We start from the raw sequence: 24,737 nt of genomic DNA, 5'->3' as shown, positions 1-24,737 counted from the left end.
GGGAATCTTCGCCGATGAAGCGGAAGAGCTCACGCGCCACCTGACCCCGGATCTTGTGGCCGCAAGCGGTGGTTGCCCGCTCTCCCGGGGTGCGGGATGTGGGCGACCTGGTCGTCGGGCAGCTGGCCCTGGTGGTGGTTCGGGATCGAGCTCTCGGCGGGCGCCGACCGGTGGCCGGCGGTCGCGAGGCGCTGCGGGCGGACGCCGTAACGCTGCTGCTCCTCCGGGGAGAGCGACTCGATGATGCTCTGCTGAGCCTCGGGCGGCAGGCCGTGGAGGATCTGCATGACGCGGTCCTTGCGGCGGACCGCGCCCATCCGGGTCGGCACGCCGGGCGTCGGCTGCATCTGCGGTGGCACCCCGCTGACGTCCTCGACACCGCCCGCGTGGTGGCCGGCCTCGAACATCGCGCGCTCGGCGGCGAGCTGGGCCGAGTCCTTTTCCTCGCTCATGCCGATGGGGCCGTCCATCTTGCCGTTGAGGAACTGCTTGACGACCGGCTCCTCGCTGGTCAGCAGCACCTCGCGCGGGCCGAACATGACCAGTTCCTTGCGGAACAGCATGCCCAGGTTGTCCGGGACGGTGCGGGCGAGGTTGATGTTGTGCGTGACGATCAGGAACGTCGCGTCGATCTGCGCGTTGACGTCGAGGAAGAGCTGGGAGATGTAGGTGGTGCGGACCGGGTCGAGACCGGAGTCCGGCTCGTCGACCAGGATGATCTGCGGGTCCAGCACCAGCGCGCGGGCGAGGCCGGCACGTTTGCGCATACCGCCGGAGATCTCGCCGGGCAGCTTCTTGTCGGCGCCGTTGAGACCGGTCATCTCGAGCTTCTCGAGGACGATCCGGCGGACCTCGGTCTCCGACTTCTTCGTGTGCTCGCGCAGGGGGAACGCCACGTTGTCGTAGAGATTCATCGAGCCGAACAGCGCGCCGTCCTGGAAAAGGACGCCGAAGAGCTTGCGCACCTCGTAGAGCTGGTGTTCGGAGCACGTCACGATGTCGACGCCGTTGATCATGCACCGGCCCTTGTCGGGCTTGAGCAGACCGATCATCGACTTCAAGAAGACGGACTTACCGGTTCCGGACGGGCCGAGCATCGCCGAAACCTCGCCCGGAGGCAGGGTCAGCGTGACGTCCCGCCAGATGGCCTGCTTACCGAAGGACTTGGAAAGACCTTCGATGACCACCTCGGCACCCATCGCACCTCCAGGAGCTGTTCCGCGTCGTCGCGCACTGCCTTCCCGTGCCACTGGCCCGGGAGGACGCATGCGTTCGCGCAGCGATAGCCGCGTCAACCAGGTGCAACGAGCTGAGTGCGAACAGGTTACTCACCAGTTTTCTTTTCTGGCCAGACCCGCGGGTAACTTTTCGCGCAGCCCGCCGCCTGCCCGTGCACCGCTTGCAGCACCGTAGTGCACGTCACTCCGGCGCGCAGATCCACAGCGGGCGCCGCCCGGCCCGGATCGCGTTTAGGGGGCTAAACGCAGGTCAGAGCCCCCGCCGCCCTCCGCGCCGCGCAGATCGCGTTTAGCGGGCTAAACGCGATCCAGCGCCCAAATGCTTAGCGTGGCTACGCGTCACGATTAGAGGGCTAAACGCAGGTCGGGGCGGGAGACAGCGAAGGGGCGGGCATCCGTGTGGATGCCCGCCCCTTCGACGGTGCTGCGGTAGGCGCTGACGCGCCCGAGATCACTTGATGGCGATCTTGGCGCCCGCGGCCTCGAGCTTCTCCTTGGCGGCCTCGGCGGCCTCCTTGTCGACCTTCTCCAGGAGGGCCTTGGGAGCGGCCTCGACCAGCTCCTTGGCCTCCTTCAGGCCCAGACCCGAGACGACCTCACGGACGACCTTGATGACCTGGATCTTCTTGTCACCGGCGGACTCGAGAACGACGTCGAACTCGTCCTGCTCCTCGGCGGCCGCGGCGGGGGCGGCACCCGGGGCGGCGGCGACGACGGCAGCCGGGGCGGCCGCGGTCACGTCGAAGGTGGTCTCGAACTCCTTGACGAACTCGGACAGCTCAAGAAGGGTGAGCTCCTTGAAAGCGTCGATCAGCTCGGCGGTGCTCAGCTTCGCCATGGTGGCTTTCCTCTCTGAAACGAACTAAAAGTTCGGGGTGGGGGGTGTTCAGCTCTCGGCGGGTGCTTCGGCTGCTTCGGTACCGGCGTTGCGCTGCTTCTCCTCCAGCGCGGCAGCCAGGCGGGCGACCTGGGACGCCGGCGCCTGGAACAGCGCGGCGGCCTGGGACAGCTTCGCCTTGAACGCGCCCGCCGCCTTGGCGAGCAGGACCTCACGGCTGTCGAGATCGGCGATCTGGTTGATCTCGTCCACGGACAGCGTCTTGCCGTCCATGTAGCCGCCCTTGATCACAAGCGCGTTGTTGTCCTTCGCGAAGTCGCGAAGCGCCTTCGCGGCGTCAACAGCTTCACCTTCGACGAAGGCGATCGCGGTCGGGCCGACGAACAGGTCCTCGAGACCCTCGATTCCGGCGTCCGTGGCGGCACGCTGGACAAGGGTGTTCTTCGCGACCCGGTACTTGGCATTGGTGCCGAGAGCGCGGCGCAGCTGGGACAGCTGGGACACGGAGAGGCCGGTGTACTGGGTAACGACTGTGGCCGAGCTGGTGCGGAAACGCTCCGCGATCTCGGCGACGGCCGCCTCCTTGTCGGGCTTCGCCATGGTCGCCTCCTCTCTTGGCTAGTGGTCCACTGGCCTTGAGAGCCCTGAAACGACGAAACGCCCCAGCGCAGACAGGCGCGGGGCGTCAGGGCACACGACGGAGTGCGTCGCGAGCGAGCCTCGTTCCTCCTGCGCGGGTCGCCCGCCCTAGCGGGGCCTTCGTTCTCCCGGTCGTATGACCAGGAGAAGACCAGCGGTCTTCGGTAGAACCTTGACAAGAGTACGTGACCCCGTTTCGTGCCCGGCAGCGCCCCCCTCTCAAATCGCGTTTTTCGAGCTCTGCGCGCGTCAGCGCATCCTTTGAGGGTGGCGGCGGGGGCATGGATGGAGGGCTAAACGCGACCGGCGGAGTGCGCGGGTGGCCTCGCGAGGCATCATGGTGACGTGGCGGAGCAGCGTGATGACGGAAAGCCGGACAACGAGCCCGGCACGGACATCGAGCCCAAGGCGGGAGGTCAGCCCGCGCCCCGGCTGGACGACGAGCAACTGCGCCAATTCCAGCAGTTTCAGCAGTTCCAGGACTATCTGAAGTTCACCGAAGCGCAGAAGCAGGGCCTGGTGCCCTCGCAACCCGCGCAACCCATGACCCAGCACTACGGCGGACAACCTCCGGTGCCTCCGGGACCGCCACCCGGCGAACTCGTGCCCGCCCCTCGGCCACGCATGCCGCGCTGGCTGCGACGCCTGGGCGGGAAGCTCCTCGCCTGGATCATCGTGATCTTGCTGATCTGCATCGGCGCGACCATCGCCTACCGGCAGATCTTCCCCAGCGACGCCGGGGAGGACACGGCGACGTTCGTCCAGGGCGGCGGGGGCAAGCACCGCACCAACCAGGTGTTGTCGACCAACCCCTGGGAGGCCGTGCGGGCCATTTACGACACGATCGGCAAGCCGTACCCGCCCGCCACCCGCGTCGAGAAGGTCTGTTTGTCGATGAGCGAACAGGCGCAGGCGCAGTTCGCCCGCGACCTCGGCTACCCGGACTGCGCGACCGCCGTCCCGGCTCTGAACGCCAAGGTCACCGACATCACGCCGTACATCTACGCGGTGCGTCCGATGTCGAGTGTGGTCCCGCGGCAGAACCTGACGATCCACTCGTGCTGGTACAGCATCCGCGGTGGTCCCCTGCTGGGCAGCTTCACCCTGCAGGAAGTCGAGATGGGGCAGTGGCTGATCACCGGGCACGCGAACTCCCCTGACCCCTGCCCCGCCCCGCCCACCGGCAACTGACCTGGGCGTTTCCACCCCAGATCGCGATTAGGGGGCTAAACGCAAGTGCCCCGCCGAATCGCGTTTAGCCCGCTAAAGGCGACGCGCGCCCGGGATCGCGATTAGCCCGCGAAACGCAGGTGCGGGCGCCGGATCGCGATTAGGGGGCTAAACGCAGGTCGCGTCAGAGGTCGTGCGAGGTGAGGAAGCCGGTAAGGGCGGAGCCGAAGGCGGGGTGCATGACGGCGGCCATGTGATCGCCGGGCACGCGCACGAGGCGGGCGCCGGCGATGGCGGCGGCCAGGCGTTCGGGTTCCGCGGCCAGCGGGTCGGTGTCCCCGGCGAGGATCAGGGTCGGCACGGCGATCGCCGTCAGGTCCAGTTTCGGGTTCGCCGTGCCGCGCGCGACGGCCGCCAACGCGATCCGGTCCGCCCGCAAAGCGTCGGCCAGCGCCCGGAAAGGCGCCGAAGACGGCGGAAGCGTCGAAGGGTCCGAAGCGAGCAGCGCCTCGCTGATCGCCTCAGGCGTGACGACGCGGGTGTCGACGCCGCCGAAGTCGACGATCCCCGACCCGACCCCGCCGATCGCGAGGCACCGGATCCGCGGGTCCGCGGCCACCGCGCCGAGCGCGATCATCGCGCCCATCGAGTAGCCGACCATCGACACCTCGTCCAGCCCGAGCGAGTCGAGCAGCGCCGAAACGTCGCGGACCATCGCGTCGTCGCCGTAGCTCGCCTCGTCGTGCGGTTTCGCCGACCGTCCATGGCCGCGCGCGTCCAGGCTGATCACGGTCAGCCCCGCGTCCTGGAGGGTGTCGACGACGCCGGGAGCGATCCAGTTGGCGTTCGTGTCCGCGGCGAAGCCGTGCTGCAGCAGTACCGGGCGCCCACGGCCTTCCCACACGGTGTAGCTCAGCTGAAGCCCGTCGAACGACGCGAAGGTAGGCATGCCCTCCAGCAAACACGAAAAAGGGGCGGCCCCGCCGTAGCGGGACCGCCCCCTTCTCAGTGATGTCTAACTCAGACTCACGCGTCCTCGGAGAGGAGGTTGCGGGTGCGGGCCGGGTCGACCGGGACACCCGGGCCCATCGTCGTGGAGATCGTGACCTTCTTCAGGTAGCGACCCTTCGCCGACGACGGCTTGGCACGCAGGATCTCGTCCAGCGCGGCCGCGTAGTTCTCCACCAGCTTGTCGGTGTCGAACGAGGCCTTGCCGATGACGAAGTGCAGGTTGGCCTGCTTGTCCACGCGGAAGTTGATCTTACCGCCCTTGATGTCCGTCACGGCCTTCGCGACCGCGGGGGTCACGGTGCCGGTCTTCGGGTTCGGCATCAGGCCACGCGGGCCGAGGATGCGGGCGATGCGCCCGACCTTGGCCATCTGGTCCGGCGTCGCGATCGCGGCGTCGAACTCGAGCCAGCCACCCTGGATGCGCTCGATCAGTTCGTCCGTACCGACCACGTCCGCGCCGGCGGCCTCGGCCTCGGCGGCCTTGTCACCAACGGCGAAAACGATGACGCGGGCGGTCTTACCGGTGCCGTGCGGCAGGTTCACGGTGCCGCGGACCATCTGGTCGGCCTTGCGAGGGTCGACACCGAGGCGCATGGCGACCTCGACGGTGGCGTCCATCTTCTTGGAGGAGGTCTCCTTGGCCAGCTTCGCGGCCTCGAGCGGGGCGTAGAGCCGCTCGCGGTCCACCAGCTCAAGTGCCTGACGGTAGGCCTTGCTGTGCTTGGGCATTGCTTCTGTCCTTAACTTTTCAACGGATCAGTGTGGTGTTGGAGCCAGCACTGGCTCTCCCACGGTGGTGCTGGGTGGAACTCAGTCGACGACCGTGATGCCCATCGAGCGGGCGGTGCCGGCGATGATCTTCGCGGCCTGGTCGATGTCGTGCGCGTTCAGGTCGGATTCCTTGGTCTTCGCGATGTCGCGGACCTGGTCCCAGGTGACCTTGGCAACCTTGGTCTTGTGTGGCTCGCCGGAACCCTTCTCCACGCCCGCGGCCTTCAGCAGCAGCTTCGCGGCCGGCGGCGTCTTGAGCTTGAAGTCGAACGTGCGGTCTTCGTACACGGAGATCTCGACCGGGACGACGTCCCCGCGCTGCGACTCGGTCGCGGCGTTGTAGGCCTTGCAGAACTCCATGATGTTGACGCCGTGCTGACCCAGCGCGGGGCCGACCGGCGGCGCGGGGTTGGCCGCACCCGCCTTGATCTGCAGCTTGATGATCGCCGCAAGCTTCTTCTTCTTGGGTGGCATTTCGTTTGTTCCTTCTTACTGACTTGAGTCCCCCGCACACCTGCCAGTACGCGGGGACTGCCGGCCGTCTGGCGGCCGTCAGATCTTGGAGACCTGGTTGAACGACAGCTCGACCGGGGTCTCCCGGCCGAAGATCGACACCAGGACCTTCAGCTTCTGTCCGTCCACGTTGACCTCGGAGATCGTCGCGGGCAGCGTCGCGAACGGGCCGTCCATGACGGTGACCGACTCGCCGACCTCGAAGTCGACCTCGACCGCGGGGGCACCGAGCTGGGACTCGGCGGAAGCGGCCTCGCCCTTGCCAGGCTTGGCGGGGGCGGCCGTCTCGACCTTGGGCGCGAGGAACTTGAGCACCTCGTCCACGGTCAGCGGCGACGGGCGCGACGTGGCGCCGACGAACCCGGTGACACCCGGGGTGTTGCGCACCGCGCTCCACGAGGCGTCGTTCAGGTCCATGCGGACCAGGATGTAGCCGGGCAGCACCTTGCGCTGCACCTGCTTGCGCTGGCCGTTCTTGATCTCGGTGACCTCTTCGGTCGGGACCTCGATCTGGAAGATGTAGTCCTCGACGTCCAGCGTCTGGGTCCGGGTCTCGAGGTTGGTCTTCACCTTGTTCTCGTAACCCGCGTACGAGTGCACGACGTACCACTCACCGGGAGCGGCGTTGAGTTCCGCGCGCAGCTTGGCGACCGGGTCGACGTCCTCGTCGGCCTCGGGCTCGGCGGCGTCATCGTCGTCGGTCTCGTCGGCCTCCGCGACATCTCCGGCTTCGTCGACCTCGTCGCCTGCGGCGGGCACCTCGACGGAGTCCAGGTGCTCGGACTGCTCGTCGCCGAGTGCCGCGTGCACCTGCTCGTCGGAAAGCTCGGTCAGCTCATGACCGGCTGCTGTGCCGTTGTCGGAGGTCACGTTCCGTCCTCTCAGTTGATCGGTTGCCGTGGCGCAGGCCTCCGCGCGGTGCCCTCAGGCACCGCTGACGGCCGCCTCAGCTGCCGAAGACGGCACCGACGACCTCTTTGAAGGCCAGGTCGAGGCCGCTCACCAGCGCCACCATGAACACCACGAAGACCAGCACCACCGCGGTGTAGGTGACCATCTGCTTGCGGTTCGGCCAGATGACCTTGCGCAGCTCGGCCCAGACCTCACGGATGAAGCGCATCAGCCGGGCGAAGATCGACGCCTGCTTCGGCTTGCGGTCGCGCTTCGGGGTCGCCGTGCCTTTGGCGTCCTTGGACTTCTCGGTCTTGTCCCCGGCCTTCGCCTTGCCGGCGGGGCGGGTCTTGTCGTCCGACTTGGCGTCGGCCTTACCGGACGGGCGCGCGGACGCACGGCGCTCACGCCGGGCAGCGGCGGTCACCGGGCGGGACTGCTCGTCGGGCTTCTGCCCGGCGCCGTCCTGCGCCTTCTCACCGCTGGCGTCGCTGTCGCTCACGACCACTCCTCCGCCTTCACCAGTTCGCTAACGCAGGGGTGACAGGACTTGAACCTGCAACCTGCGGTTTTGGAGACCGCTGCTCTGCCAATTGAGCTACACCCCTTTGGAACCCCGATGCTCTGGAGCTCCCGAGGACGCATTCCATCGTCCCCACCGCCGTGGCGGGGATGACCGTAGTGCGTTCCGAGACCAGAAGTCTACGGCAACCCCCGAACAGCTTCGCAACCGCGCCCCTCAAAGCGGCGCGGAGCAGCCTTCCGCGGGGAAACTCCCCCACGGCCGACCCCATGATCGTGCCACGATGTCGCCATGAGCGCTCCCGCACCCTCGCCTTCGACGGCCGACCGCGTCTCGGCTCGTATCGGCGGCATCACGCCCTCGGCCACGCTGGCGGTCGACGCGAAGGCCCGGGAGCTCAAGGCACAGGGCCGTCCGGTGATCGGCTTCGGCGCCGGGCAGCCGGATTTCCCCACCCCGGCCAACGTGCTCGAAGCCGCCGAAGCGGCCGTCCGGGACAAGGTCAACCACGGCTACACGGCCGCGGGCGGGCTCCCGGAACTGCGTGAGGCGATCGCGGCGAAGACCGTCCGCGACTCCGGGTTCGAGGTCGACCCTGGCCGCGTCCTGGTGACCAACGGCGGCAAGCAAGCGGTCTACTCGGCGTTCGCGACGCTGCTCGACCCCGGCGACGAGGTGCTTCTGCCCGCGCCGTACTGGACCACGTACCCGGAGTCGATCGCCCTCGCCGGCGGGGTTCCGGTTCAGGTCACCGCGGACGAGACGACGGGCTACCTGGTCACCGTCGAGCAGCTCGAAGCCGCCAGGACACCGCGCACGAAGGTGCTGCTGTTCGTGTCGCCGTCGAACCCGACCGGTGCGGTGTACCCGCGCGAACGGGTCGAGGCGATCGGGCGCTGGGCACACGAAAACGGCCTCTGGGTCATCACCGACGAGATCTACGAGCACCTGGTCTACGACGGTGCCGAAGCGCCTTCGATGCCCGTCCTGGTCCCGGAGCTCGCCGACCGCACGATCGTCCTCAACGGCGTCGCGAAGACGTACTCGATGACCGGCTGGCGGGTGGGCTGGCTGCTCGGTCCGCAGGACGTGGTGAAGGCGGCGACGGCGTACCAGTCACACTTGTGCGGCAACGTTTCGAACGTCGCGCAGCGGGCCGCGTTCGCCGCGGTGAGCGGACCGCTCGACGCCGTTTTCGCCATGCGCGAAGCGTTCGATGCCCGGCGGAAGACCGCGCTTTCCCTGCTTTCCGATATCCCGGGAGTCGAGACTCCGGTGCCACTCGGCGCTTTCTACGTCTATCCGTCAGTGAAAGCGTTGCTGGGCAAAGAGATTCGTGGTGAACGTCCGGCCGACACGGTGGCGCTGGCGGATCTGATCCTGCGCGAGGCCGAGGTCGCCGTGGTGCCCGGCGAGGCGTTCGGGACGCCGGGTTACTTCCGGATCTCCTATGCGCTGGACGAAAACGATCTCGCCGAAGGGATCACCAGGATGGGTCGTCTGCTCGCGGAAGCACGGTGACCGCGATGCGCCTGGGAATCACCCTTCCGCAGTACGGTCCCCTCGCGTCGCTGGACGCCGTCACCGGTTTCGCCGCGGCCGCCGAGGAGCTCGGGTACGAGTCCCTGTGGGTCGGGGATCGCGTGCTGGCGCCGGTCTCGCCGTCGGACTTCTACCCCGGCGGCACGCCGGAACGGCCGTACCCACCCGAGTTCGTCACCTTCGGCGATCCGCTGATCCTGCTGACCGTCGCCGCGAGCGTCACGAACAAGGTCCGGCTCGGCACCAGCACACTCACCGGAACGGTGTATCCGGCCGTCGTGCTCGCCCGGATGCTCACGTCACTGGATCAAGTGAGCGGCGGCCGCCTGGACGTCGGCTTGGGCATCGGCTGGCTTCGCGACGAATACACGGCCACGGGCACGCCCTGGAAGGGCCGTGGCGCGCAATTGGAGGAGCTTCTCGACGTGCTCCGGGAGTTCTGGACCGGAGACCCTGTCGAGCACGAAGGCGAGCGCTGGCGGATCCCGGCGTCGAAGGTGGGATTGCGACCGGCGCAGAGCCCGCATCCGCCGGTGCTGCTGGGCGGGCTGTCACCGGTGGCGCTGGACCGCGTCGGCCGCCGCGCGGAGGGCTGGCTTCCCGCGGGGCTGCCCGCGCCGTATCTGGCGAAGCTCTGGGAGACCGTGATGAGCTCGGCCGAGAAGGCGGGCCGTGACCCCGGCACGCTGCGGCGGGTCCTGCGGATCAACCCGAAGCCCGGGACCGAACTCCGGGACGTCGCCGCGCAGCTTGAGGCGGCCGCCGAGACCGGGATCGCCGAAGCCTTCGTCGACCCGCACTACCTCGCGCGGGACGTGGGCCATGCCCTCGACCTCGCCGCCGAGCTGCGCGACCTCGTCCCCCGCGGCTGAAGGCCCTCCCCGCTCACCGGGAAGGGCCTTCAGAGGGTCAGGATTCGCCGTCGGCGAGCTGGACGAGCGCGTGGGCCTTGGCCGCGTACTTCCAGTTGCCGAGGTCCCGGATGGTCTTGATCTTGAGCTCTGCGAGGAGTTCGTCGTGCTTCTTGGTCAGGCCCTCGAGCGCGGACGGCGGAGCGTCCAGCAGCTCGTTGATGCCTTTGTCCTCCCAGGCCTTGTCGACCAGCTTGTTCAGGTTCAGGCTCACGTGATTTCGCCTTTCCTCGGGGCAGCTACGCGCACCACCTTGAACGTGATCCACGTCTCAGGCAACCGGAGATCACCCGTTCACGCGTCGTTCACCGACGAGCGGACCGATGACAAACGTGACCCAGGTCGCGTACAACGAACGGGTGACGCGGCGAAGAACGGGCGGCGGCTGCCTCTTCCTGGTGATCGTGTTGTCCGTCCTGGGGATCGCTTACCACCTGTGGGAGCGTGGAACGGCGGTGGCGCCGGCGGGGATCACCACTTCGGACGGTGCGGGCCGATACGTGGCGCTGGGTGACTCCTACACGGCCTCGCCGGGCACCGGCAGGCCTGTGGGCACGCCGGCGGGCTGCGATCGCTCGGACAACAACTACCCGAGCCTGCTCGCCGCGAAGCTGCGTCCGGCCGAGTTCGTCGACGCCAGCTGTGGCGGCGCCACGACCGAGCACCTCACCGGCGAGCAGAAGACCCGGGACGGCACGAACGCTCCGCAACTCGACGCCGTCGACGGCGACACGACGCTGGTGACCGTCGGGATCGGCGGCAACGACGTGGGCTTCGTCGGCTTCGCGAGCCAGTGCGCGACGCAGGTGCAGACCGCTTCGCCCTGCAAGACCCAGCTGACCGCGGGCGGTCGCGACCAGCTGGCCGAGCGGATCGCCGCCGCGGCGGACCGGCTCGGCGGGATTCTGGACCAGATCCGCTCCAAGGCCCCCTCGGCGCGCATCGTGGTCGTCGGGTACCCGACGGTGCTGCCGGACGACGACGCCGGCTGCTGGCCGGTCATTCCGGTCGGCGCGGGGGACGTGGCCTACTTCCGCGACTCGCTGAAACGACTGAACGAGGCGTTGCAGGAGACGGCGAAGGAGCACGAAGCGGGCTTCGCCGACATGTCGACAGCGAGCAAGGGGCGGGACATGTGCAGCGCCGCGAACCGGCGCTGGGTCGAGGGCCTCACTCCTTCCGTGCCCGCGGCGCCGCTGCACCCGAACGCCCGGGGCGCGGCGGGGATGGCGGAGGTCGTCGAGAAACTGCTGAAGCTCGCGTAGAGCAAGGGACCTTTGCTACCACTTACTTAGGCACGCTAAGCGAGTGGTAGCAAAGGTCCCTTGCTCCCCCGGGCGTCAGTTGCGGACGACCGCCTGCGCCTTGCCCAGGACGGCCTTGCCCTCGAACTTGGCGGTGATGTCGACGCGGGCGGTGCCGTCGTCGTTGACCACGGCGACCTTCCCGGTGAACTCGATCGTCGCGGCGCCGTCGTTCGGCACGACCACAGGGCGCGTGAAGCGCGCGAAGTAGTCCACGAGGCGGCCAGGGTCGCCGAGCCAGTCGGTGACGAGCCGCGCGCCGAGCGCCATGGTCAGCATCCCGTGCGCGATGACGTCGGGAAGGCCGACCTCCTTGGCGAAGACCTCGTTCCAATGGATGGGGTTGAAGTCCAGCGACGCGCCGGCGTAGCGCACCAGCTGGTCACGGGTGACGTCGATGGTCAGCGGCGTCAGTTCTTCCCCGACGGTGAACGTGCTCACGCGTCCTCCCCTCGGACCACGAGCTGGGCGTTCGTGGTGGCGATCAGGCCGCCGTCGGCGCCGGAGATCTCGGCGCGCAGGTTGATGAAGTCGTTCCCGGCGCGGGTCATGATGTTGTCGATGTACGTGGTGAGCGACAGGACGTCGCCCGCGTGCACCGGCCGCGTGTAGGTGAACCGCTGGTCGCCGTGGACCATCCGCGAATAGTCGAGACCCAGCTCGGGGTCGGAGACGATCGCGTTGATCGAGGCGAGGTTGATGATCGTCAGGAACGTCGGCGGCGCGATGACGTCGGGGTAGCCGGCCGCCTTCGCCACGTCGGTGTCGCGGTAGAGCGGGTTCGCGTCGCCGAGCGCGTCGGCGAACTCCCGGATCTTCTCGCGACTCACTTCATAGGTACTGGTCGGCGGGTACACCCGCCCGGTGAACGACTGGTCCAAGGCCACCGGAGCAGGCTACCGAACCCGAAAAATACCCGAAGCCGCCCTGGTGACCAGGACGGCTTCGGGTAAGACAGGTAGAACCGCTAGACGCTCAGCGGGTCTCTTTGTGAGTCCGGTGCGTACCGCAGTTCGGGCAGAACTTCTTCATCTCCAGGCGATCCGGGTTGTTGCGCCGGTTCTTCTTGGTGATGTAGTTGCGGTGCTTGCACTCCTCACACGCGAGCGTGATCTTCGGTCGCACGTCAGTGGCAGCCACAGCATTTCCTTCTCTACTAGGCCTGGGATACCCAGGATTACCGCGTAGCGGTGGCCGGACTTGAACCGGCGACACAGCGATTATGAGCCGCTTGCTCTGCCAGCTGAGCTACACCGCCTTACATGAACCTGGCCGCGACACGCTTGCGTGACGCGGCTGAGGTTCTGAGCCCCTTTACGGAATCGAACCGTAGACCTTTTCCTTACCATGGAAACGCTCTGCCGACTGAGCTAAAGGGGCCTTGCCTCTCGCGAGGACTTGGAAAGATTAGCAAGTCCCCGCGAGGGGGTGGAACAGGGGGGTCCGTTACCGCGAAACCTCAGGTCAGCAGGGTGAGGACGGTCTCGGAGTGGCGTCCGGGCGAGCGCGCCGTCCGGGCCTGCAGCCACGCCTCCAGACGGTCCTCCGGCAGCGGCCGCGAGATGAGGTAGCCCTGCGCGACGTCACAGCCCATCGCTTCGAGCTGATCCCGCGCGACGTCCTCCTCGACACCCTCCGCCACGACCGTGAGGCCGAGCGAGTGGCCCAGCTCGACGATGGAGCGCACGACCGCGAGGTCGCCGAGGTCGGTGCCCATGCCGAGGACGAAGCTCTTGTCGATCTTGACCTGGTCGACCGGGAGCTGCCGCAGGTACGCCAGCGACGAGTAGCCGGTGCCGAAGTCGTCGACGGCGAGCACGATGCCCAGCGAGTGCAGCTCGCGCAGGATCGGCAGCGCCTTCTGCGGGTCGGACATCACACCGGACTCGGTCAGCTCGAAGGTGAGCAGCTCGGGCGGGATGCCGAAGCGGTCGAGCTCGCGCGCGACCTTCGTCGGGAAGTCCTCGTCGGCCAGGTTCCGCACGGACAGGTTCACCGCGGCGGAGATGCGCAGGCCCTCGTCGAGCCACTTGCGCACGCGCTTCAACGACTCTTCGAGCACGAACGACGTCAGGACGCCGATGAGGCCGGCGGCTTCGATCGCCGGGACGAACTCGTCCGGGCCGAGCCTGCCGAACTCCGGGTGCACCCAGCGCACGAGCGCCTCGACACCCTGGATCTGCCGGTTCGGCAAGGTGATCTTCGGCTGGTAGTGGACGCTCAGCTGGCCTTCTTCCAGCGACTGCCGGAACTGCGTGACCATCTGGAACCGGCGCATGAAGATCTGGCCCATGCTGGCCATGTAGCCGCGGACCTCTTCGCCGCCCTTGGTGGCGCGGACGGCGACGTCGGCGCGCTGCAGGAGCCCGTCGACGTCGACCTGCTCGTCGTCTTCCGCCGAAGAGGTGGCGTAGCCGATCATCGCGTTGGCTTCGACGGAGAGCCGGTCGACCGGGTACGGGGCGACGAGCTCCGCGCGCAGCAGTTCCGCGGCGGCCTGGGCGCGTTCCGGCGCGCAGCCGACGAGGAGCGCCGCGAACGACGCGCCTTCGAGCCTGGCGAGCGGGACGTCGGGGCCGAGCGCGTCGCGGATCCGGCGGCCCGCGGCGATGACCATCCGGTCGGCCCACACGTAGCCGAGGGCGTCGCTGACGGTCGAGAAGACGTCGAGGTCGATCCGGAGCACGACCGCGTCGACCTGTTCCCGCAACGGTTCCTTGGCGACCTGGCGGAAGCCCGGCCGGTTGAGCAGGCCGGTCAGCGGGTCGTGATAGGCGTCGTGGCGCAGGGTCGCGAGCAGGCGCCGGTTGTCCAGCGAGGTCGCGAGGTGGCTGGCCATCGTGCCGAGCAGCTGGACGTCGTACTTGCCGAATCCACGCCAGCGGCTCAGCCTGTCGTGCGCTTCGACGACGCCGAGGAGCTGGTTCGCGCTGCGCAGCGGGACGACCAGCGCCTCCTGCGCGCCACGGTCGAGCAACGCGGAGCGGACGTCGGGATTGGCTTCGGTGATCCGGAAGTGGCGGACGTGCGCGCCGGGCAGGCGCAGCAGCGGGTCGTCGGCGGCCGGGTCGACGGGCGGCAGTTCGTCACCCGCGACGACCATCCGCATGGTGTCCTTCGGCTCCAGTCGAAGCCTCAGTACGACGCGGCCGGCGGCGAGCTGATCCTTGATGCGTTCGGCGATGGTCGCCCATTCGCGGACGTCCACCCCGCCGACGAGTTCGTCCGCGCGCCCGGCGGGCCGTGCGGCGGCCTGCTGACCGGAACGCGCGACCATCAGGCTGACGTCGGACAACGCTTCCATGTCGCGCTGCTCGCGCAGCAGATCCGAGTAGGCCCAGTACAACGCGGTGAGCCCGAGGAAGACGGCGAGCACGAGCGGCCAGGCCTTCGGCGTCCCGGAAATGACCAGATATCCGGAAAGGCCGACCGAAGCGTTGACGAAACCGACGACGAGGATGCGGCCGGTCAGCCGGATCGCGGTGCTGACCCGCATGCGGCGGCGAAGGACGCGGACGGCGGCGAGCGCGAGCAGCGTGCTGACCAGCGGCGCCGTCAAAGTGCCCGCCAGCGCGGCGATCCAGGTCATGTCGTGGGCGCCGGAGGCCTGCTTCACCAGACCCGCCACGGCGAACGCGCCGGTGATCTCCAGCAGGAAGGCGCCGGCGTTGTAGAGCACGCGGCCCGCGACCTTGCGGGCCAGCAACGTCCCGATCCCCGCCGCGAGATGGGCGGCGAGCACGACTTCGAAGGGAGCGACGAAGAATCCGATGACCAGCGGGATCTCGGTGAACGAGATCGTCCACGAGATGCCGCTGCGGACGTCGACGTTGATGCCGAGCTGTTCGGCGAGCAGGAACGCGAGGGCGAGGATCGGCCCGATCCACAGCAGATCGTCCGAAGCCTCGAAGTCCAGCCAGAGGCTGACCGCGGCCGCGGCGGCGATGCCCATGGTGAGTACCGCGAAGGTGTAGACGCGGAACCGTCGCTCGTCGGTACGAGCCTCCGTAACGGCGCCTCCCTTGCCCGCTGCCGCCTGTGCGGCGCTCCCGGGCCTGCCGTTCGTGTCCGGCATCCGACCTTCCTTCCCGGCTGCCCAACCGGTCTTGTCCTACCGCGACCTCGGGGACGAGGGCAATACGGTACCCCGGAGGGCGTACCCAAGTCCCATTCGAGACAGTATGAGATCACCCCAGGGTTAACAATGGGCGCGTCGCGCTGACCTGCGTGGACCAAGGGGTGAAATGGGAGCGTTATTCGCGTTCCCGCCGACTACCGGAAGTCACCTGACGCCACGCCCCGGCCAATCTCGTGAAGTTCCCGGCGGACCCGTGAGTAGGGGCTTGAATAGCCCTATGAATAGCCACGCCATCGCCGCCGGGCACGCCGAGCGGCTCGCCACCGTGGACGCCTTGCTCCCCGAAATGCCTGCACTGGAGCCTGTCGAGGGTTCCGTGTCACTCTCCGCGACGGCAGGCGACTCGGCCGCCGCCGGATTGTCGGTACGGACCGAGGCGGGTCCCGATTCTGTTGACTCTCCGTGGCGGGCCCTCGTCGAACACCGCCTCGAAGCACGGCTCACCGGACCCCGCCCGGAAGCGGCCCTCGACGCATTACTCACCCGATGGGATGAACATCTGAAGACCGTGGCTCCACCTGGGGATGTCGAGACCGCGGCGACCGTCGTCCGGCCCAGCCGGGACTCCCCCGGCTCGGCCGAATTGCTGCGCCGCGGCTTCGCGCCGACGCTGGTGATCGCGGTCCGCCCGGCCGACCGGCTCGCCGCGACGGGGCCGCCCGCCACTCCCGGAGTGCACATCCGGCCCGCCGAGGCGGATGATCTCGAAACCGCCGTCGGACTCGAACTGGAATTGCAGCGTTACGACGCGCAGTTCGGTTCTGTCACTTTGCGCGAGGGCGCGAAGGAAACGATCACGGCGGAGCTGTCGAAACACGTCGGCCGCGAAAATCCGACGCTGTGGATCGCCGAACTGTACGGGCGGCCGCTGGGCATGGTCCGGGTGCAGTTCCCCGGCGAGACGGCGTGGATCGACGGCCGGGTCGCGGCCGACCGCGTCGGCTACCTGTCGTCGCTGGCGGTGGCCGAACCGGCGCGATCGAGCGGAGTGGGGACGGCGCTCGCCGCGCACGCGCACCAGGTCTTCGACGAATGCGGCACCGAAGCCGTGCTGCTGCACCACGCGCTGGCCAATCCGCGCTCGACGCCGTTCTGGTACGCGCAGGGTTACCGGCCGCTCTGGACGTACTGGCAACGGCGACCGGCGGTCCCCTGATCCCGATAGGCTCGTTCCGTGAAGAAGGACGAGGACGCGGCCCCGGTGGCGCCGACCGGGGTCGACACCGAGAAGCCGTCCGCGGCGAGGATCTACGACTGGTTCCTCGGCGGGACCCACAACTGGGCGGTCGACCGCGAGTTCGCCCGCGCGCTGGAAAAGCAGTGGCGCTGGGTCAAACCGGGCGCGCGGCACAACCGCGAGTTCATGAACCGGGTCGTGCGCGCGGCCCTGGCGGCCGGGATCCGGCAGTTCATCGATCTGGGCTCCGGTGTCCCGACAGCCGGGAACGTGCACGAGATCGTCCAGGAGGAACTGGAGCCGGGTGACACGGCGAAGGTCGTGTACGTCGACTACGAGCCGGTGGCGGTGGCGCACGCGGAGCTGATCCTCGAACGCCATGAGGCGACCGGCTGGGCGGGGATCGTCCATGCGGACATGCGACGGCCGAAGGACGTCCTGCGGCATCCGGAGACGCTGCGGCTGATCGATTTCGACCAGCCGGTCTGCCTGATGATGATGGCCGTCCTGCATTTCGCCGGCCCGCACGACGATCCGCCCGCGCTGGTCGCGACGTACCGGAACGCGCTCGCGCCGGGCAGCTGGCTGGGGCTGTCGCATATGAGCTTCGGCGGCCAGACGGGCGAGGACGCCGACGGGCTGCACTGGATGGTCGAGCAGTACCGGAAGACGAGCAACCCGGTGTGGATGCGGGACCGCGAAGAGATCGAGCCGCTCTTCGGGGACTGGCCGCTGCTGGAGCCCGGCGTCGTCAACCTGCCCGACTGGCGGCCCGTGCGTGAGCTGCGGCGAGACGAGGAAGGTGCCCGCCCGTTCGCCTGGTGCGGGGTCGCCGTCCACCCCTGACATCCGACCTTTCCCCGGTGCGCGTCGCCTTTAGCGGGCTAAGTGTGAAGCGTTCTGGGCAGAGGTCGGAGGGGTGGGTGATCGCTGACGGCGAACGCGGAAAGGAAACAAACGGGTCGATCGGAGAGTTGAGCTAGACAGACTCAACTAACCGAGGAGTGCACAGATGACCGACAACCGCCTCCTGCCCGTCCTCCCGCTCGATGACGACGTCGTGCTGCCGGGCATGATCGTCCCGCTCGACCTCGCCGACACGGAGACGCGCGCCGCGGTGGAGTCCGCCCAGGCCAACACGCCTGCCCAGGCTTCCTTCCCGGGGATCCGGTCCAGCGCCGCCACCAAGGCCGAAGTGCTGATCGTCCCCCGCGTCCACGGCGAGTACGCCGAACTCGGCACCATCGCGACCGTCGAGCGCATCGGGCGCGTGCCCGGCGGCAAGACCGCGGTGCTTCTGCGCGGCACCCGCCGCGCCGTCGTCGGCCGCATCGCCGACGGTCCCGGCGCCGCCCGCTGGGTGCACGCCGAGGTCGCCACCGAGACCACCGACGACAACGCCGCGAAGCTCGCGTCCGAGTACAAGTCCGTCGTCATCGCGATCCTCCAGCAGCGCGGCGGCTGGCAGATGATCGACGCCGTCCAGGAGGTCGAAGACCCGTCCGCGGTCGCCGACCTGGCGGGCAACTCGTCCTACCTCAAGACCGAACAGAAGCTTGAGCTGCTGACCACGCTCGACGTCGCCACGCGGCTGGAGAAGGCCCTCGAATGGAGCCGCGAGCAGCTGGCCGAACTCGAGGTCACCGACACCATCCGCAAGGACGTCCAGGAGGGCATGGAGAAGCAGCAGAAGGAGTTCCTGCTGCGCCGCCAGCTCGAAGCGATCCGCAAGGAGCTGGGCGAGCTCGACGGCACCGCCAACGACGACGACTACCGCGCCCGCGTCGAGGCCGCCGAGCTGCCGGACGCGGTCAAGAAGGCCGCACTGTCCGAAGTGGACAAACTGGAGCGGACCTCGGACCAGTCCCCGGAGGGCGGCTGGATCCGCACGTGGCTGGACACCGTGCTGGAACTGCCGTGGAACGAGCGCACCACCGACGTCCACGACATCGCCGCCGCGCGCGACATCCTGGACGCCGACCACGCCGGTCTCGACGACGTGAAGGAACGCATCATCGAGTACCTGGCCGTGCGCAAACGTCGCGCGGAGTCCGGGCTCGGCCCGGTCGGCGGACGGCGTTCGGGCGCGGTGCTGGCGCTCGCCGGTCCTCCCGGGGTCGGCAAGACGTCGCTCGGCGAGTCCGTGGCGAGGGCGATGGGCCGCAAGTTCGTCCGCGTCGCGCTCGGCGGCATCCGCGACGAGGCCGAGATCCGCGGTCACCGCCGCACCTACGTCGGCGCGCTGCCCGGCCGGATCGTCCGCGCCATCAAGGAAGCGGGCTCGATGAACCCGGTCGTGCTGCTCGACGAGATCGACAAGGTCGGCGCCGACTACCGGGGCGACCCGACGGCCGCGCTGCTGGAGGTGCTGGACCCGGAGCAGAACCACACCTTCCGTGACCACTACCTCGAGGTCGAACTGGACCTGTCCGACGTCGTGTTCCTGGCGACGGCGAACGCGCTCGAGACCATCCCCGGCCCGCTGCTGGACCGGATGGAGCTGGTCACTCTCGACGGCTACACCGAGCACGAGAAGGTCACCATCGCCCGCGACCACCTGCTCCCCCGCGAGCTGGAGCGCGCCGGGCTCGGCAAGGACGACGTCACGCTGACCGACGGCGCGTTCAGCCGCATCGCCGCCGAGTACACGCGGGAAGCCGGGGTGCGCAACGCGAACCGGACCATCGCGAAGGTCCTGCGGAAGGTGGCGACCAAGGTCGCGCTGGACGAGGTCGAGCTACCGCTGACGATCGACGCCGACGGGCTCGAGACCTACCTCGGCCGTCCGCGGCACCTGCCGGAGTCTTCGCTGCCCGCGTCGACGCAGCGCACGTCGACCCCTGGCGTGGCGACGGGGCTGGCGGTGACCGGCGCCGGCGGTGACGTCCTCTACATCGAGGCGTCGCTGGCGGATCCGGAGTCCGGCTCGACCGGGCTGTCCCTGACCGGCCAGCTGGGTGACGTGATGAAGGAGTCGGTGCAGATCGCGTTGTCGTACCTGCGTTCGCGCGGCGCCGAACTGGAACTGCCGGTCGGCGACCTGAAGGACCGCGGCATCCACGTGCACGTCCCCGCGGGCGCGGTGCCCAAGGACGGGCCGAGCGCCGGTATCACGATGACGACCGCGCTGGCGTCCCTGCTTTCGGGCCGGGTCGTGAAGTCGGACGTCGCGATGACCGGTGAGGTGTCGCTGACCGGGCGGGTGCTGCCGATCGGCGGGGTCAAGCAGAAGCTGCTGGCCGCGCACCGGGCGGGGATGAAGACGGTGATCATCCCGCAGCGCAACGAGCCCGACCTGGACGACGTCCCGGCCGAAGTGCTGGCACAGCTGGACGTCCATGCCGTGGCGAACGTCCGCGAGGTGCTGGACATCGCGCTGGCCCCGGCGACGGCTCCGGTCGCCCAAGCGGCGTAACGGCGCGAGGCCGAAGCCCCGGATCCCCTCGTGGAATCCGGGGCTTCCGGCCACCAGGATCCGGACCGACCCGGCCATTGACTCGCTCAACTCCCTATCACGTTTTGACAATGCAGAGTGCGTGCCATCCAGCCGGGGTGCGTGATCCACGAGGGCAAGGTCATGAGCCAAGAAATTCTTTCCCGTCGCGGCCGAGGCGCAGGTGCGTTTCGGCCGGTCAGATCGTCTGCCTGAGCATTCTCACCGGTTTTATCGCGGCGATGACCTTCGCCGGCACCATCGCCGCGGGCATCGCCATCGGCCTGCCCGGCACTGTTTCTCCGCCACCCCGGGCCCGCCACGGCACGCCGATGAACACCTAATCGGATCTCATGGTGCGACTGCGTGAATTTCGCGACCGAAGCGGCCTCAGCATCCGCGCGCCTGCCGCTGCGAGCGGCTTGTCCCGCAGCACTTGGCCGACACGTTGACCCGGAACACCTTGCCTGGCAACGAAAATCCAGATTAGAGCCCTGCTACCCCCGCTTCGGGCGTTCTCGAAGAGCCGTGGATCGACGAGCATCTCACCGGCTGGCATCACCCGATCGGACGTCGCCACCACCGTAATGGCGGATACGCGCCGATCGATCGAATACCGCACGCGTTAGGCGTCGCGGGCCAACACGGCGGGACCGACGCCCCGGGCTCCGCAAAGCCCGGGAAATTGCGCTGAGCGAGCGTTCCCTACGAAAGTTCCCTCCTCGCGGTGAATATGCCGCGAATTCACCTGGAAGTCCCGTTCCGCCCGTACTCTCCGAGCCGCTCCTTCCCGCACCACCACATCAGCGGATGTCTCGGAGGCATGAGTGAAGCGACGGAATTTCCTGCGCGCGGCCGTGGTCGGCGCCGGTGTCACGGCGTTCGGAAACAGGCTCTCGGGAGCGGCCCTCGCCGCGCCCGCCCAGAACGGCCCCAGCCCGTACGGCGCGCTCCAGGCGGCCGACGCGAACGGGATCCAGCTGCCGGCGGGATTCACCAGCCGTGTCATCGCGCGGTCCGGCCAGAAGGTCGCGAGCACCGGGTACACCTGGCACAGCGCCCCGGACGGCGGCGCGGTGTTCGCCGACGGCAGCGGTTGGATCTACGTGTCGAATTCGGAGATCACGCCCGGCGGCGGGGCGAGCGCGGTCAAATTCGACGCGAGCGGGAACATCACCGGCGCCCATCGCATCCTCTCGAACACCCGCCAGAACTGCGCGGGCGGCAAGACTCCTTGGAACACCTGGCTTTCCTGTGAGGAGATCGACCTCGGCTTCGTCTACGAGTGCCAGCCGAACGGCCCGGCCACGGCCGCCGTCCAGCGGCCCGCGATGGGGAAGTTCAAGCACGAGGCCGCGGCGGCCGACCCGGTGCGCAAGGTCGTCTACCTGACCGAGGACACCTCGGACGGCTGCTTCTACCGTTTCGTCCCGACGACCTGGGGCAATCTCTCGGCCGGGACGTTGCAGGTCCTCAAGGCGGGCACGGCCACCTCGGGCAGCTTCACCTGGGCGAACGTGCCCGATCCCGACGGCTCCCCCACCGCCACCCGCAACCAGGTGTCCGGTGCGAAGCGGTTCAGCGGCGGCGAAGGACTGCATTACGCCAACGACACCGCCTGGTTCACTACCAAGGGCGACAACCGCGTCTGGCAGCTCAACCTGACGAACAACACCTACGAGCTCGCCTACGACGACTCGCTGGTCAGCCCCGGCTCGGCCCCGCTGACCGGCGTGGACAACGTCACGGGGACCTCCTCGGGTGACCTGTTCGTCGCCGAAGACGGCGGCAACATGGAGATCTGCATCATCACGCCGAACGACATCGTGGCGCCGTTCCTGCGGATCAACGGCCAGAGCTCGTCGGAGATCTGCGGCCCCGCGTTCACCCCGGCGGGGAACCGCCTGTACTTCTCTTCCCAGCGTGGCACCTCCGGTTCGTCCTCGGGCGGCATCACCTATGAGGTGACCGGCCCCTTCCGTTCCTGACCGCCGGCGCGTGCGGGGGCGCCCGCGGTCCGGCGCCCCCGCACGGCTCAGGCGTTCGTGCGGTTCTTCTCGCGCAGCCTGTTCACCACGAAGAGCGTCAACGCGACCGCGACGGCGGCGATCACGAAGTACTGGAAGAACCCGGCGTACTCCTCGACCAGGTGCCAGTTCTCCCCGAGGGCGTACCCCGCCAGCACGAACACCGTGTTCCAGATCAGGCTGCCCAGCGTGGTCAGGGTCAGGAACCGCCAGAACGGCATGCGTTCGATCCCGGCGGGCAGGGAGATGAGACTGCGGAAGATCGGCACCATCCTGCCGAAGAACACCGCCTTGGTGCCGTGCTTCCGGAACCAGGCTTCGGTCTTGTCGAAGTCGGAGGCCTTGACCAGCGGGATCTTCTCCATCCAGCGGCGGGTGCGATCACGGCCCAGCAGCAGGCCGAGGTAGTACACGATGATCGCGCCCAAGACCGAACCGAGTGTCGTCCACACCAGCGCTTCCACCAGGCTGAACGTGCCCTGACTCGCGGAGAACCCGGCGAGCGGGAGCACCAGTTCGCTGGGGATCGGCGGGAACAGGTTGTCCAGGCCGACGATGATCGCGGCACCCGGACCGCCCAGCGCGTCCATCAGTGACACCGCCCAGCCGGCGAGCCCTCCCATCGGTTCACTGGCGGTTTGGGCGAGAAGGAGGTTCATGGCGGCCTTTCGTGGTCGTCTGCGGATGTCAACGAACGTACGAATCGCCCGGGTTCCACACACTGTGGTGAAGCGGCACAGATCACTGAGGAAAACCGCAATACCGAAACCCGGATACCCCGCTAGCCTGGCGTTATGCCCATTCCGGCAGCGATGCGCCGCTATCTGCGCAAAGCACTCCGCGGCACACTCGGCCTGGCGATCGGCGCCATGACCGCTGTCGCGGAGGTCTTCTACGTGCTCTTCGGCACGCTCGCGCTCACGGTTCCCGCACTCCGGCAGCCGGTCTTCGCTGGTGCGCGCGTACTGTCCGAAGTGGAACGTCGACGGCTGGAGAAGTACTTCGGCGAAGAGAACGCCACGAACTACACCGATCGCCGTGCGATGGCCTATCTCGTCCCGAGGTGCGTCATCGGACTGCTCTGCGCCGCGATCTTCATCCTGATCCTGCTGGGCGCCGGATCCGGGGTGATCATCGCGGCTCAGCTCTTCGAAGGCCAGTCGCCCGGAGGAGGAGCACCGGCCGACTGGTACGACCCCGTCACCACCGCGCTCTTCGGCGGGTTGCTCGTTTTCCTTTCCTTACAAGGGCTTATCGGAGCCGCGACGCTGGATGCCAGGCTGGCGAAGCGCTTCTTCGGCCCCAGCAAGAGCGAACAGTTGCGACGGCGGCTCTCCGAACTCACGACCAGCCGGGCCGAGGTGGTCGAGGCGGTCAACGGTGAACGCCGCAGGATCGAGCGTGACCTGCACGACGGTGTCCAGCAGCGGCTCGTCGCGCTCGGCATGTTGCTCGGCCGGGCACGACGGGCCACCGACCCGGAGCGCGCGGCGGATCTGCTGCGGCAAGCGCACGAGGAATCCCAGCGCGCCCTCGTCGACCTGCGTGAGGTGTCGTGGCGGGTGTATCCGATCGCGTTGGACGCGGACGGGCTGCACCCCGCGCTGGAAGCGCTCGCGGAACGTTCGGGGATACCGGTCCACCTGCGGGTCGACCTGCCGGAACGGCCACCGGCGGCCGTCGAGACCGTCGTCTACTTCGTCGCGTCCGAGGCGGTCACCAATACGATCAAACACGCTGCGGCGACGCGGATCGACATCCAGGTGGAGCGGGACGGGGACAGGGTGCGGGTGCGGATCACCGATGACGGCACGGGTGGGGCGCGGGAATCAGGCGGCGGTCTGTCCGGCCTCGCGATGCGTGTCGCGGCCGCGGACGGGCTGTTCACTGTGGACAGTCCGCTCGGCGGCCCGACCGTGGTGACGGCGGTGCTGCCGTGCGAGTGATCCTCGCCGAGGATTCGACGCTCTTGCGAGAGGGCCTGGTCCGGCTGCTGGTCGAAGAGGGACACGAGGTCGTGGCGTCGGTCGGCGACGGCGACGCGCTCCTCTCGACGACGGCCGCCTATCGGCCGGACGTGATCGTCACCGACGTCCGCATGCCGCCGACCCATACCGACGAGGGGCTTCGCGCGGCGCTCGAGATCCGGAACCGCTGGCCGGAGATCGGGGTACTGGTGCTCTCGCAGTACGTCGAGAAGCGCTACGCCGCCGAGTTGATCACCGGCGACGGCGAACGCGTCGGCTATCTCCTGAAGGACAGGGTCGCCCAGGTGGGCGAATTCCTGGACGCGCTCGACCGGGTCGCAGCGGGCGGTGCGGCGTTCGATCCGGAGGTCGTCCGGCGGCTGCTTGCGCGGACCACGCATACCGATCCGCTCGCGAAACTGACCGTCCGCGAACGCGAAGTGCTGGAGAAGATGGCGCAGGGCCACACGAACTCCGGGATCGCCGAAGCGCTGTTCGTGTCGCAAAGTGCCGTCGAGAAACACGTGAACGCCATTTTCGACAAGCTCGGGCTGGCCAGCACCGCCGGGTACAGCCGTCGAGTGCTGGCGGTGCTGCGGTACCTCGGATCCTGAGCTCGAGTTGACAGGCAAGCGACGACTTGC

Annotated in this window: 25 protein-coding genes and 3 tRNA genes; 11 read left to right on the top strand and 17 right to left on the bottom strand. The window is 68.4% G+C overall.

Annotation, left to right across the window (positions count from 1 at the left end):
- Positions 1-29: 29 nt before the first annotated feature.
- From ACOCEP_RS14445 to rplJ, 3 genes are all read right to left on the bottom strand, one after another.
- A complete protein-coding gene (locus tag ACOCEP_RS14445) occupies positions 30-1,199 on the bottom strand; it encodes an ABC transporter ATP-binding protein (RefSeq protein ID WP_044855749.1) in 1,170 nt (389 codons plus the stop codon).
- A gap of 490 nt (positions 1,200-1,689) precedes the next feature.
- The gene (gene rplL, locus ACOCEP_RS14440; RefSeq protein WP_037332742.1) at positions 1,690-2,076 is read right to left on the bottom strand and encodes a 50S ribosomal protein L7/L12; all 387 of its coding nucleotides are present in this window, start codon (positions 2,074-2,076) and stop codon (positions 1,690-1,692) included.
- Between the two features lie 48 nt (positions 2,077-2,124).
- Positions 2,125-2,676 (bottom strand): 50S ribosomal protein L10, encoded by a 552-nt coding sequence (rplJ, locus tag ACOCEP_RS14435; RefSeq protein WP_192747811.1) that lies wholly within the window; start codon positions 2,674-2,676, stop codon positions 2,125-2,127.
- A gap of 384 nt (positions 2,677-3,060) precedes the next feature.
- On the opposite strand from rplJ, the gene ACOCEP_RS14430 reads away from it, so the two are divergent.
- Positions 3,061-3,906 carry a hypothetical protein gene (locus ACOCEP_RS14430; RefSeq protein WP_482337734.1) on the top strand — a complete coding sequence of 282 codons (846 nt, stop codon included), beginning with the start codon at positions 3,061-3,063 and terminating at the stop codon, positions 3,904-3,906.
- Between the two features lie 163 nt (positions 3,907-4,069).
- On the opposite strand, the gene ACOCEP_RS14425 is transcribed toward ACOCEP_RS14430, so the two are convergent.
- The 6 genes from ACOCEP_RS14425 to ACOCEP_RS14400 all read right to left on the bottom strand — a co-directional run bounded on the left by ACOCEP_RS14425 (position 4,070) and on the right by ACOCEP_RS14400 (position 7,679).
- Positions 4,070-4,834, bottom strand: a complete 765-nt coding sequence (locus ACOCEP_RS14425; RefSeq protein WP_038519895.1) for an alpha/beta fold hydrolase — start codon at positions 4,832-4,834, stop codon at positions 4,070-4,072.
- A 77-nt stretch (positions 4,835-4,911) separates the two neighbouring features.
- Entirely contained in the window at positions 4,912-5,625 is a 714-nt protein-coding gene (rplA, locus tag ACOCEP_RS14420; protein ID WP_093932023.1) for a 50S ribosomal protein L1, read from the bottom strand.
- An 81-nt stretch (positions 5,626-5,706) separates the two neighbouring features.
- Positions 5,707-6,141 carry a 50S ribosomal protein L11 gene (gene rplK, locus ACOCEP_RS14415; protein WP_005152062.1) on the bottom strand — a complete coding sequence of 145 codons (435 nt, stop codon included), beginning with the start codon at positions 6,139-6,141 and terminating at the stop codon, positions 5,707-5,709.
- Positions 6,142-6,219: 78 nt separating this feature from the next.
- Positions 6,220-7,050: a transcription termination/antitermination protein NusG gene (nusG, locus tag ACOCEP_RS14410; protein WP_482337732.1), complete on the bottom strand. Its 831-nt coding sequence runs from the start codon at positions 7,048-7,050 to the stop codon at positions 6,220-6,222.
- Between the two features lie 76 nt (positions 7,051-7,126).
- A complete protein-coding gene (gene secE / locus ACOCEP_RS14405; protein ID WP_007031001.1) occupies positions 7,127-7,579 on the bottom strand; it encodes a preprotein translocase subunit SecE in 453 nt (150 codons plus the stop codon).
- Positions 7,580-7,606: 27 nt separating this feature from the next.
- Positions 7,607-7,679: transfer RNA gene (locus ACOCEP_RS14400), tRNA-Trp, on the bottom strand.
- 206 nt (positions 7,680-7,885) lie between these two features.
- On the opposite strand from ACOCEP_RS14400, the gene ACOCEP_RS14395 reads away from it, so the two are divergent.
- A complete protein-coding gene (locus ACOCEP_RS14395; protein ID WP_482337730.1) occupies positions 7,886-9,115 on the top strand; it encodes a pyridoxal phosphate-dependent aminotransferase in 1,230 nt (409 codons plus the stop codon).
- Positions 9,112-10,008 (top strand): TIGR03619 family F420-dependent LLM class oxidoreductase, encoded by an 897-nt coding sequence (locus tag ACOCEP_RS14390; RefSeq protein WP_482337728.1) that lies wholly within the window; start codon positions 9,112-9,114, stop codon positions 10,006-10,008. Before ACOCEP_RS14395 ends, ACOCEP_RS14390 begins: the two co-directional genes overlap by 4 nt.
- 37 nt (positions 10,009-10,045) lie before the next feature.
- On the opposite strand, the gene ACOCEP_RS14385 is transcribed toward ACOCEP_RS14390, so the two are convergent.
- A complete protein-coding gene (locus ACOCEP_RS14385; RefSeq protein WP_378379993.1) occupies positions 10,046-10,261 on the bottom strand; it encodes a hypothetical protein in 216 nt (71 codons plus the stop codon).
- Between the two features lie 118 nt (positions 10,262-10,379).
- Here ACOCEP_RS14385 and ACOCEP_RS14380 point away from each other — a divergent pair, with 118 nt between their 5' ends.
- Positions 10,380-11,312 (top strand): SGNH/GDSL hydrolase family protein, encoded by a 933-nt coding sequence (locus ACOCEP_RS14380; RefSeq protein ID WP_482339715.1) that lies wholly within the window; start codon positions 10,380-10,382, stop codon positions 11,310-11,312.
- Positions 11,313-11,387: 75 nt separating this feature from the next.
- Here the strand turns inward: ACOCEP_RS14380 and ACOCEP_RS14375 are convergent, their stop codons facing one another.
- The 6 genes from ACOCEP_RS14375 to ACOCEP_RS14350 form a co-directional block, all read right to left on the bottom strand.
- The gene (locus ACOCEP_RS14375) at positions 11,388-11,792 is read right to left on the bottom strand and encodes a MaoC family dehydratase (protein ID WP_482337727.1); all 405 of its coding nucleotides are present in this window, start codon (positions 11,790-11,792) and stop codon (positions 11,388-11,390) included.
- Positions 11,789-12,238 carry a MaoC family dehydratase N-terminal domain-containing protein gene (locus tag ACOCEP_RS14370; RefSeq protein WP_482337725.1) on the bottom strand — a complete coding sequence of 150 codons (450 nt, stop codon included), beginning with the start codon at positions 12,236-12,238 and terminating at the stop codon, positions 11,789-11,791. The genes ACOCEP_RS14375 and ACOCEP_RS14370 overlap by 4 nt, the downstream gene beginning before the upstream one ends.
- 88 nt (positions 12,239-12,326) lie before the next feature.
- Entirely contained in the window at positions 12,327-12,491 is a 165-nt protein-coding gene (gene rpmG / locus ACOCEP_RS14365) for a 50S ribosomal protein L33 (protein ID WP_005152047.1), read from the bottom strand.
- 45 nt (positions 12,492-12,536) lie between these two features.
- Positions 12,537-12,609 (bottom strand) — tRNA-Met (locus tag ACOCEP_RS14360).
- Positions 12,610-12,658: 49 nt separating this feature from the next.
- Positions 12,659-12,731: transfer RNA gene (locus ACOCEP_RS14355), tRNA-Thr, on the bottom strand.
- A gap of 79 nt (positions 12,732-12,810) precedes the next feature.
- A complete protein-coding gene (locus tag ACOCEP_RS14350; protein WP_482337723.1) occupies positions 12,811-15,426 on the bottom strand; it encodes a putative bifunctional diguanylate cyclase/phosphodiesterase in 2,616 nt (871 codons plus the stop codon).
- A gap of 280 nt (positions 15,427-15,706) precedes the next feature.
- Here ACOCEP_RS14350 and ACOCEP_RS14345 point away from each other — a divergent pair, with 280 nt between their 5' ends.
- The 5 genes from ACOCEP_RS14345 to ACOCEP_RS14325 all read left to right on the top strand — a co-directional run bounded on the left by ACOCEP_RS14345 (position 15,707) and on the right by ACOCEP_RS14325 (position 22,087).
- Positions 15,707-16,645, top strand: a complete 939-nt coding sequence (locus ACOCEP_RS14345; RefSeq protein WP_482337722.1) for a GNAT family N-acetyltransferase — start codon at positions 15,707-15,709, stop codon at positions 16,643-16,645.
- 18 nt (positions 16,646-16,663) lie between these two features.
- Positions 16,664-17,512: an SAM-dependent methyltransferase gene (locus ACOCEP_RS14340; RefSeq protein ID WP_482337721.1), complete on the top strand. Its 849-nt coding sequence runs from the start codon at positions 16,664-16,666 to the stop codon at positions 17,510-17,512.
- A 166-nt stretch (positions 17,513-17,678) separates the two neighbouring features.
- Positions 17,679-20,081, top strand: a complete 2,403-nt coding sequence (gene lon, locus ACOCEP_RS14335) for an endopeptidase La (RefSeq protein ID WP_482337719.1) — start codon at positions 17,679-17,681, stop codon at positions 20,079-20,081.
- Between the two features lie 371 nt (positions 20,082-20,452).
- Positions 20,453-20,551: a hypothetical protein gene (locus ACOCEP_RS14330; protein WP_482337718.1), complete on the top strand. Its 99-nt coding sequence runs from the start codon at positions 20,453-20,455 to the stop codon at positions 20,549-20,551.
- A 375-nt stretch (positions 20,552-20,926) separates the two neighbouring features.
- Positions 20,927-22,087 (top strand): alkaline phosphatase PhoX, encoded by a 1,161-nt coding sequence (locus tag ACOCEP_RS14325; RefSeq protein WP_482337716.1) that lies wholly within the window; start codon positions 20,927-20,929, stop codon positions 22,085-22,087.
- Between the two features lie 47 nt (positions 22,088-22,134).
- On the opposite strand, the gene ACOCEP_RS14320 is transcribed toward ACOCEP_RS14325, so the two are convergent.
- Positions 22,135-22,785 (bottom strand): DedA family protein, encoded by a 651-nt coding sequence (locus tag ACOCEP_RS14320; RefSeq protein WP_482337715.1) that lies wholly within the window; start codon positions 22,783-22,785, stop codon positions 22,135-22,137.
- Positions 22,786-22,938: 153 nt separating this feature from the next.
- Between ACOCEP_RS14320 and ACOCEP_RS14315 the strand changes: the two genes are divergently transcribed.
- Together ACOCEP_RS14315 and ACOCEP_RS14310 are read left to right on the top strand one after the other, a co-directional pair.
- Positions 22,939-24,072, top strand: coding sequence for a sensor histidine kinase (locus ACOCEP_RS14315; RefSeq protein WP_482339714.1), 1,134 nt, complete (start codon positions 22,939-22,941; stop codon positions 24,070-24,072).
- A complete protein-coding gene (locus ACOCEP_RS14310) occupies positions 24,063-24,707 on the top strand; it encodes a response regulator (protein ID WP_482337714.1) in 645 nt (214 codons plus the stop codon). Before ACOCEP_RS14315 ends, ACOCEP_RS14310 begins: the two co-directional genes overlap by 10 nt.
- The last annotated feature ends 30 nt before the right edge of the window (positions 24,708-24,737 follow it).

It is taken from the genome of Amycolatopsis sp. CA-211722, from assembly GCF_056828465.1.
This window is presented reverse-complemented; position numbering and strand designations above follow the sequence as displayed.